This is a genomic window from Haematobacter missouriensis, assembly GCF_000740775.1.
Taxonomy (GTDB): Bacteria; Pseudomonadota; Alphaproteobacteria; order Rhodobacterales; family Rhodobacteraceae; genus Haematobacter; species Haematobacter missouriensis.
This window is the reverse complement of the sequence record NZ_JFGS01000063.1, coordinates 1-8829: the sequence shown is the minus strand read 5'-3', so window position 1 is coordinate 8829 and position 8829 is coordinate 1. Positions and strand designations below refer to the sequence as shown.

9 protein-coding genes and 2 pseudogenes are annotated in these 8829 nt (G+C 62.1%); 4 read left to right on the top strand and 7 right to left on the bottom strand.

The window, feature by feature from the left end:
• Positions 1-280: 280 nt before the first annotated feature.
• The 5 genes from CG51_RS21195 to CG51_RS18250 form a co-directional block, all read right to left on the bottom strand.
• Positions 281-466 carry a hypothetical protein gene (locus CG51_RS21195; protein ID WP_428829761.1) on the bottom strand — a complete coding sequence of 62 codons (186 nt, stop codon included), beginning with the start codon at positions 464-466 and terminating at the stop codon, positions 281-283.
• 1115 nt (positions 467-1581) lie between these two features.
• The gene (locus CG51_RS18265) at positions 1582-3003 is read right to left on the bottom strand and encodes a coniferyl aldehyde dehydrogenase (protein WP_233141319.1); all 1422 of its coding nucleotides are present in this window, start codon (positions 3001-3003) and stop codon (positions 1582-1584) included.
• Positions 3004-3056: 53 nt separating this feature from the next.
• Entirely contained in the window at positions 3057-3893 is an 837-nt protein-coding gene (locus CG51_RS18260; RefSeq protein WP_035747454.1) for an alpha/beta fold hydrolase, read from the bottom strand.
• Positions 3894-3913: 20 nt separating this feature from the next.
• On the bottom strand, positions 3914-4819 hold the full coding sequence (locus CG51_RS18255) for an acetoacetate decarboxylase family protein (protein WP_088233901.1): 906 nt from the start codon (positions 4817-4819) through the stop codon (positions 3914-3916).
• Between the two features lie 132 nt (positions 4820-4951).
• A complete protein-coding gene (locus CG51_RS18250) occupies positions 4952-5344 on the bottom strand; it encodes a MerR family transcriptional regulator (RefSeq protein WP_035747451.1) in 393 nt (130 codons plus the stop codon).
• Positions 5345-5417: 73 nt separating this feature from the next.
• Between CG51_RS18250 and CG51_RS18245 the strand changes: the two genes are divergently transcribed.
• The 4 genes and pseudogenes from CG51_RS18245 to CG51_RS19790 form a co-directional block, all read left to right on the top strand.
• Positions 5418-6695 carry an NADH:flavin oxidoreductase/NADH oxidase family protein gene (locus CG51_RS18245; protein WP_035747450.1) on the top strand — a complete coding sequence of 426 codons (1278 nt, stop codon included), beginning with the start codon at positions 5418-5420 and terminating at the stop codon, positions 6693-6695.
• Between the two features lie 321 nt (positions 6696-7016).
• Positions 7017-7543: pseudogene (locus CG51_RS19795) on the top strand (IS5 family transposase); the annotation flags it as partial.
• A 242-nt stretch (positions 7544-7785) separates the two neighbouring features.
• A complete protein-coding gene (locus CG51_RS20280; protein ID WP_156961367.1) occupies positions 7786-7929 on the top strand; it encodes a hypothetical protein in 144 nt (47 codons plus the stop codon).
• 82 nt (positions 7930-8011) lie between these two features.
• Positions 8012-8233, top strand: a pseudogene (locus CG51_RS19790) (IS5/IS1182 family transposase); the annotation flags it as partial.
• Positions 8234-8266: 33 nt separating this feature from the next.
• Here CG51_RS19790 and CG51_RS19315 read toward each other — a convergent pair.
• Entirely contained in the window at positions 8267-8449 is a 183-nt protein-coding gene (locus CG51_RS19315; RefSeq protein ID WP_051930869.1) for a hypothetical protein, read from the bottom strand.
• A gap of 19 nt (positions 8450-8468) precedes the next feature.
• On the bottom strand, positions 8469-8633 hold the full coding sequence (locus tag CG51_RS21190) for a transposase (RefSeq protein ID WP_416171693.1): 165 nt from the start codon (positions 8631-8633) through the stop codon (positions 8469-8471).
• Between the last annotated feature and the right edge of the window lie 196 nt (positions 8634-8829).

The following is an 8829-nucleotide window of genomic DNA, read 5'->3' as shown; positions in this document are numbered from 1 at the left end:
CCAATTTCCACCACATTCGCGACACGACCCGTCCGCCAGCGCATGAACATCACGGACCAGCGCCTCATGGACAAGATGAAACGCATTATCGGATCTGCTGCCCGTCACCGTGCTTCGCATGTATGAGGTAATCAACGGCATGTGGGCGCCGCGGCAAGGCGGCGACCCGTTTCACATCGCGGGTGCCGCTCCAGCAACTCCGCCGCCGCATCGTTCTGGCCATGAAGGCAGCGAGACAGACCGGGGATTGGCTCGGACTATAACGAAGCGGCAGATCGCGTCACAGCTCCTGCGCCGCCTGCTTGATGAGTGAATTTCCACGGATATGCCGCGACCCTTCTCGGCAGTTGCGACGGAGTAAAACGGGCGATGTCGAAGGCGCTCTCCCCAAACCTCGCCGCTGCTCCATGCGCATCGATTGCACGGAGCCGGGAACCCCTTCCCGGAGTGCGGTCTCCACGAGGATCAGCGGCTCGCCTCAGGCATGGCGGGGTGAAAGACGGCGAAACAGCGTCGATCCGGAGCTAGGGATGAAGCTGCGCGGCCCTCTCAGTCGTTGATCGCGTGCAGGGCCTCATATTTGATGGTCTTCTCCAGAATACTCGTCGGCATGCCCCGGACGATCGGAAGAAGCATGAGGAAACCCCGCTGAACGGGGTTGCAAACAGGTGCTCCAAGTCGAGGTCTGTCACTCCAGCTCCGGCGCCTGCTCAAGCCACCGCAGCAAGTTCAGATGCATCCGCGCGAGCTCTTCGGTTGCTCCCGACGCCTGATGGAGCCGACGGTCGCAACTCCTGCCGCCGCGGCGCGGCTTACCGCGCCGACCGAGTCTTGGCCTTTGTATCCCATGCTGTCGGGCAGCACTTTCCATATCGGTGCGAATTCCACCTTGTAGATGACGATCGCCATGATGAGCCAGAGCACTGCCCCACGACCGCTGTTTTCGGCGTCGTGGCAACGCTACCGTAAAGCGCACGGATCACAGCTAATCCTACCGTCTGGAAGTGCATGGCACGCTGCGGGCCCTCCAGCCGCTCCCGCAGCGCATAGCGACGCGGCGAGAGGACGGTCGTTGCTCCACCGCCATCTGTCCGGATCGACAAACCTATCAACCTAAACGCCCGGATGATTCTCCGCATCGCACCGGCAAGGAACAATCGCTCCGTGGACGGATCGGTCGCGAGACCATAGATGACCAGCATGACCCGGGACCGAAGGACTATGCCCAGCGAATTGCCCGTGGCAATGGTGTCGGCGGCGACGGGATGGCGCAGCGTGGGCAGGACTATCGCCTGTCTATGAAGTTGGCCCGCTTCCCGGCATATACTGATGTTATCGGCTTCGACTTCGAGGCTTGCGAAATCGGTGAAGCCGTGACCCATCAGCGCCACCGCTGCGAGTGCGTGGGTTCTGCCAAAGGATATGGATCACAGCGCACGAGAGTCGTTGCGCTGTCACGCGGTTCAGTCACGCCGTCGGCGGCGCTTACGTCGGATGACAAGCGACGGCCTGAGGTCAGGGCTGCCGCATCCTCAAAAGGACGTAAATGTGTGGAAGGCGCGGCTGTCCCCCTCGCACCCCTCAACGCAGGTTCAGGCGGGCGGCGAGCTTCGCCAACCGACCGAAAGGCGCGTGCAGCAGCCGCGCCGGATTCCAGCGGCCCTGCGCATAGATGCCCTTGGCATGGCTCATGGCGCGGAAACCCTCGGGGCCGTGATAGGCCCCCATGCCACTGGGGCCGATGCCGCCGAAAGGTAAGTCATCCTGCGCCACATGCATCATCGTCCCATTGATGCAGACATTGCCCGAGGTGGTCTGTGCCAGGAGCTTCTCGCACTCCGCATCGCGTTCCCCGAAATAGTAGAGCGCCAGCGGGCGGGGGCGGGCGTTCACGAAACTGACGGCTTCGTCTATCGTCTCGTAAGTCCGTACCGGCAGGATCGGGCCAAAGATCTCGTCCTGCATGACCGCGCAATCGTCACCTGCATTCAGCACCAGCGTGGGCGCAATGGTCCGGGGTCGGTTCGCCGCACTGTCGGGGCGGTGTCCGACGAGAATGACCTCGGCGCCCTTTTGTCTAGCATCGTCCAGCAAGCCATTCAGCCGCGCAACATGCCGGTCGTTGATGATCGCGGTATAATCGGGGCTGGTGGGACCTGCGGGATAGAAGCGCCTGACTGTTTCCTCATATCGCGTCCGAAAGGCGTTGAAGTCATCGCGATGCACCAGGACGTAGTCAGGCGCCACGCAGGTCTGCCCGCCGTTCGATAGCTTCCCGAAGGTCAGCCCGTCCATGCTACGGCGATTGACCTGGCCACGTGCGATGATGGCGGGGCTTTTCCCGCCCAGTTCCAGCGTCAGAGGCACCAGATTTTCGGACGCCGCCTGCATGACCTTGCGCCCGACCGACGTGCTGCCAGTGAACAGCAGATGGTCCAAGGGCAGGCGGCTGAAAGCAGCGCCCACCTCAGGACCGCCGAGGATCACCGCGACCTCGTCCTCCGGGAAGGCGTCGGTCAGCATGTCCCGCAGCAATGCGCTGGTGCGCGGCGTTAGTTCCGAGGGCTTCAGCATGGCTCGATTGCCAGCGGCCAGCGCAGTGGCCAGCGGAATCAGGGTCAGCGCGACAGGATAGTTCCAGGGCGCCATTATGCCGATCACGCCCTTGGGCTGATATTCGACCCAGGCGCGGCCGGAGCGATAGGTCAGGGTGACATGGCGGCGCTGGGGTCGCATCAGGCGGCGCATGTGCTTTTGCAGATAGCCGATGGCCTGAACGGTCACGACGATCTCCAGAAGATCGGTCTCATGCGGAGAGCGATGGCTGAAATCCGCGCTGATCGCGCGCGCAAGATCGCCACGGCGCGCCAGCAGCGCGGCACGCAACCCCGCCAGCCGAGCGCGCCGCTGCGCGAGATCCGGTGTGCCTGCGGTCAGGATGGCGCGACGCTGGCGTTCCAGAACGGCGGTCATCTCAACATCTGGCATTTCAGCATCACGCATGGTCTTTTCCGTCTGGCAGCAGCGCGCCGGGGCCGGCCCCGGCGCGCCAGAGATCAGGACCGTATGAACTTCAGGATGTCGGCATTCACGACATCGGCATTCACCGTCAGCATCCCGTGCGAGAAACCAGGATAGATGATGAGGTGGCTGTTTTGCAGCAGTTCGTCCTGCTTGAGCGCCGCCGCCTTGTAGGGCACCACTTGGTCGTCATCGCCCTGCATGACCAGAACTGGCACGGTAATAGCCTTCAGATCCTCGGTCTGGTCGGTTTCCGAAAATGCCTTGATGCCTTCGTAATGCGCCTTGGCGCTACCCATCATGCTCTGGCGCCACCAGTTTTCAATCACGCCCTGCGAGACCTCAGCGCCGTCGCGATTATAGCCGTAGAACGGCCCGGACGGAACATCCAGGAAGAATTGTGCCCGGTTGGCGGCAAGCTGGGCGCGGAAATCGTCAAAGACCGCGATCGGGGTGCCTTCGGGGTTGTCGGGCGTCTTGACCATCAGGGGCGGTACCGAACTGACCAGCACTGCCTTGGCAACTCGGCCCTGTGGCTGGCCGTATTGCGCGACATAGCGCGCGACTTGGCCGCCGCCTGTCGAATGGCCTATGTGAATGGCATTCCTCAGGTCCAGGTGTTCTGCCACGGCCGAGGCGTCGGCGGCGTAATGGTCCATGTCATGACCCTCACTGACCTGTGCCGAGCGGCCGTGCCCGCGCCGGTCATGCGCGACGACCCGATAGCCCTGGGCGAGGAAGAACAGCATCTGGTTGTCCCAATCATCGGCGCTGAGTGGCCAGCCATGGTGGAAATGGATCGGCTGCGCATCCTTTGGCCCCCAATCCTTGTAATAGATCTCGACGCCGTCCTTGGTGGTGACAAAGCTCATGGTCGTTCTCCTTCGCTGGGTTAGCCCCGGTCGGGGATGGAAATCGGGCGTGGCAGGTGCAGCACCATCTGGGTGTCGCGGACCACGTCCATGCGCATGATCCGGCCCGCGCCGAGACCGTCCAGCAGACGGCTCATGGTACCGCCACCGCGGAGGATGGTGACGTCCTTGGGCATGCTGACCTCGGCGAATTCGGTCGGGTTCGACTGAACCAGCGTCTGATGCCAGGCGCCATCCAGCAGCCCGACCGAGATATTGGTGCCGATCTGAGCTTGCGAAGGCACCTTCCGTAACCGGGGCAGCGGTGCGCGGACGGACAGGTCAGTGCTGCCATCCGGCGATTGGATGCTGGCCGAGATCGCGCCATCGAGATTCAAGTCTATCTTGGCCAGCCATTTCGGCAGCTGGTAGCCCATCACGCCGCGCAGCCGCGCGATCTCGGTATCGACGGGCAGCGCCAGGACATGAGCATGGTAAGTGCGGCGGCGGATGGACTGCAGTAGTTCCAGCGGTCCGAACTGGCGCGACCCAGGGCGGCGCAGAAGCACCGCGATCGACACTTCGTTATAAGGGTCGTTGTCGCAGACACGGTAGGAGAAATAGGTCAGCGCCACCAGCCCGTATCCCGGAAGCGCATGCAGCGGCTGAAGGGGCGGAGGCAGAAGGGCCGCAAGCTTTGTCAGCGGTGACAGAAACAGCAGCTGCAGTGTGCTGGCGCGATAGTAAAAATTCGGGCTCCAGGCCGGCCCTAGCCGGGTTTGCAACTGAACCTTGGGGATGCGCCGGAAGAAGTCGATATTGCCTGCCGCCGGATCGCGGGCAACTTCTTCAAGATCGGGGTTCGAGCGGAAGCGGTCGTAATAGCCTCCTGCCGGAACCTCAACCTTGTACCCGGCGAATTCGACCTCGACCGTCTCTTGCGTCATCGCGCTTCGTTCCGTCATTCGGAGGCAGCCCGTCACGCGACAGATGCCTGATTCCTGCTTTGCCGGAAGGACTGTAATTCTTAAACATAGGTTTAAGGTCAAGCAGGAATGTTCCGGGGCATGATTGCGGGTTCAACCCAGCGGGTGGCCTTCCGGTTCCGAGGGTCCTTCTTGCGCGCTACGTTGCTGCAACTCGCGGATCAGCACCTCAATGCGACTCTTGCGCTGTTTGGCTTCGGCGATAACCGCGTCGACGGCGCTCAGTTTTTTGGACAAAAGGTGGATCGCCTCATCGCAGGGGATAAGATGCTCGCCGCCGGTGATTTCCACCCCCGCGATTTCCTTCAGCGAAAAGCCCAACGACTGAGCCTGCTCAATGAAGCGTAGAATGGCAACAAGCTCCTCCGGATAATCGCGATAGCCGTTCTCGCCACGGATGGCCGGCGCAATTATACCGCGGCGCTCGTAAAAGCGAATGCGCGAGGTGGTCACGCTGGCGGCCCTGGCAATCTCCCCGATTTTCATTCCCACCTCTTGACCTTAAACCTAGGTTCATACTCTATATGGCATTGCGTCACGATGCAAAGGATCTTGTCGCATGACCGCAACTCCTGAAATCTTGCTGTTCCAGCCGCTGCGATTGCCGGGCGGACAGATTGTCAAGAACCGCATCGCCAAGGCGGCGATGGAAGAGAACATGGCCGATACCAGCCATCTGCCGGGCGCGGAATTGCGCCAGCTCTACCGCAGGTGGGCCGAGGGGGGAGCCGGGCTCTTGCTGACCGGGAATGTCATGGTCGCCCCGGATGCGGTAACCGGGCCGGCCGGTGTGATCCTCGATATGACGCAACCGCTGCAGCCGTTCCGTGACTGGGCGCAGGCAGGACAGGCCAACGGTGCCCGATTGTGGATGCAGATCAACCATCCCGGTCGGCAGGTCTATGCCGCGACCAACCCACAGGCCATCGCTCCCTCGGCCGTGCCGGTGGCGATCGAGGGCTATGCGCATCTTTTCGCGCAACCCCGCGCCATGTCAGACACCGAGATCGCGGAGGTTATCCGCCGCTTTGCCGACACCGCCGCGCTGGCCGAAGAGGCCGGGTTTGACGGCGTGCAGGTTCACGCCGCGCATGGCTATCTGCTGAGCCAGTTCCTGTCGCCCCTGACCAACCGGCGCGCGGATCGGTGGGGCGGGTCTCTGGAAAACCGCGCCCGTATCCTCATCGAAATAATCCGAGCCATTCGTGCCCGGGTTGCGCCGGGCTTTGGCGTCGGCGTCAAGCTGAACTCATCGGACTTCCAGAAGGGAGGGTTTGAGTCGCAGGATGCGGTGGCGGTGGTGCGGATGCTGAACAAGCTACCGGTGGACTTGGTCGAGCTTTCCGGTGGCAGCTACGAAAGCCCCGCCATGCACGGCCGTCCGCAACAGGTCAGAACACGACAGAGCACCTTGGCCCGCGAGGCATATTTCGTCGATTTTGCCCGCGACATCGTGGCCGAAGCAGGCATGCCGGTGATGGTCACCGGCGGCATCCGCCACCGGGCGACCGCCCATGCTGCGCTGGAGTCTGAGGGCGATCGCGCCGGTGTTGCGATGGTCGGCTTGGGACAGGCGCTTGCCTATTCTCCGGACCTGCCAAACCGCTGGCAGGCGGGCGAGTCGGCGGTCGATGTCCCAGTGATCCACTGGAAGAACCGCGCGCTCTCAGGCCTGGCGACGATGGCGCTCACCAAGCTGCAACTGCGCCGGCTCGGCGCTGGCCGCAGCCCCCGGCCGCAGGCCTGGGCGCCTTGGGTGCTGGCCCGCGACCGGCTGCGCATGGCCCGCCGCAGCCGCCGCTATCGCAACTGGTTACAGCAACGGCCCACGGCATAGGACTACCAGAGCAAAGCGCGTCCTGAAGCCCATCGCGCAGAGCCTCAAGGGGCGAGGAAAACCCCACAAACTGGTCAGCGTCGCCATCGCCCGCAGACTGATCACCATCGCAAACGCGATCTTCAAAACCGGCACCCCATGGCAGGCTCAGCCGCGTCGATAGATACAGTTGCTAGCTATGGCCGGTCATTCCGCGGTCCATGTTCACATAGTTCGTCAGCGGTGGCTGCTCCACAAATAACGCTGCCAAGAAGATCTAGGCTCAGGACCTATTGATTTCGGGTGTTTGGGGTGATTCAGGCTCTGCAAGGAGACTGCACGATAAGCAACCTTTACTGGCTTTCCGACGCGCAGAGGGAGCGCCTCAGGCCTTTCTTTCCGAAGAGCCATGGCAAGCCGCGCGTCGATGATCGCCGCGTTCTCAGTGGCATAATCTTCATCAATCGCAATGGGTTGAGGTGGTGCGATGCTCCGAAGGAATACGGGCCCGCCAAGACCCTCTACAACCGTTGGAAGCGCTGGAGTATCACAGGCAAAGCGCCATTGGTCCAGGCGCGCCGGCGATGAACAGTGTCTTCGCCCGGATCATGTTGGGCTGGCCGCCGAGCGCGCCGAACACAAGACCATCATGATCGATGCGACCTATATCAAGGCCCACCACACGGCATCGAGCCTGTGCGTAAAAGGGGGGGCGTGCGCGCCAGATCGGACGAACCAAAGGTGGCATGAACACCAAGCTGCATGCGGTCGCCGATGCCAAGGGGCGACCGATGGGGTTCTTCATGTCCGCCGGGCAGGTCAGCGACTACACAGGCGCGGCGACGCCTCTGGGCAGTCTGCCGAAGGCTGTGAACAAGAGCGATTCCTGGCCTTAAGTGTTACCGGCTTTCGCGACTTCAATGCCGTTGTGACCCGTATTCATGAAAATATAAATATGACATAATTATCACTATAGTATTGATGACATGGTGGAGGTGTGCGTCGCCTGAACGCCGACTTTTGACCTGTGACTGATTTTGGAAACTGAGAGGACATTCTGACTGAAACGACGCCAAGGCCATTTTGACGTCTGTACCACAGCGGGGATCTTATGCCCTTCGCCATAAATTCGGACCAGTCGATGTCACTACGCTGGTCGGGCGATCATCGCTTCCTCATGCTGCCGGGCAATCCGGGAAAGCGCGCGAACCCGATCATGGTGCAGATCGCCGAAGGCCTGCGCACCAGACCCTGACGACGGCAAACCGCCCGGTGACCTTCGTCGCGGCTTGGGTTTCGTGGGACCGGTCGCTTCTGCGTGTCGGGATCGAAGCCGGCAAGACATTCTTGATGCTCTGAACCACGCCGCGGTTACGCCCGACGAGCTTCAGATGGTCGATAGCACAGTGATCCGCGCCCATTATCACGCGGCGGCTGCAAAAGGCGGATTCTTAAAAGGGTCGCGAGATGGCTTTTCGATCAGTATCCGCCTCCGCGTCAACGGCGTTGTCTTCCCAATGAGGACCAAGATCCCGTTGGGGCAGGATTCCGATTATACTGACCGGTGATGGGCCACGATCTAGCAAGTGTATCTATCGGCGCGGCTGAGCCTGCCATGGGGTGCCGGTTTTGAGGATCGCGTTTGCGATGGTGATCAGTCTGCGGGCGATGGCGACGATGACCAGTTTGTGGGGCTTGCCTCGCCCCTTGAGGCTCTGCGCGATGGGCTTCAGGACGAGATTGTGACACACTGCAGCCAGCGCTGCCTGGAACAAGACACGCCTCAGGGCGCGCCTAGCTTCCTGCGATTGCCCGCTTTCCGCGCAGCGTCCCGCTGTCATGCGGGATAGGGGCAAGACCGGTCATGGCCGCTGCTTCTCCGGACGTCATCCGCCCGAGCTCCGGCAGTTCCGCGACAAGCATGGCCGCAGAGACCGGCCCGATCCCGGGGATGGACAGCAGAAGCCTTGCCCTGACGGCCGACGCCTCCTCCTAGGCGATGACGCTTCCGATCCGCCGCTCCAGGTCACGGATCTGAGTGTCCAGCGTAGCCGCCAGGTCGGCATCCATACCCTCGAGGCCCGCAGGGATGTTTTGCTTCCTGCGTGGCGAGATTTGCGCCGAAGGCCGTTTGCGCCTATCCACGACTTGCGCC

Bases quoted from the DNA above. Each gene is read 5' to 3' on its own strand.
- CG51_RS18245 (WP_035747450.1), top strand. From the start codon at position 5,418: ATGACCGCAACTCCTGAAATCTTGCTGTTCCAGCCGCTGCGATTGCCG.
- CG51_RS18250 (WP_035747451.1), bottom strand. From the start codon at position 5,344: ATGAAAATCGGGGAGATTGCCAGGGCCGCCAGCGTGACCACCTCGCGC.
- CG51_RS20280 (WP_156961367.1), top strand. From the start codon at position 7,786: ATGCCCTTCGCCATAAATTCGGACCAGTCGATGTCACTACGCTGGTCG.
- CG51_RS18255 (WP_088233901.1), bottom strand. From the start codon at position 4,819: ATGACGCAAGAGACGGTCGAGGTCGAATTCGCCGGGTACAAGGTTGAG.
- CG51_RS18260 (WP_035747454.1), bottom strand. From the start codon at position 3,893: ATGAGCTTTGTCACCACCAAGGACGGCGTCGAGATCTATTACAAGGAT.
- CG51_RS18265 (WP_233141319.1), bottom strand. From the start codon at position 3,003: ATGCGTGATGCTGAAATGCCAGATGTTGAGATGACCGCCGTTCTGGAA.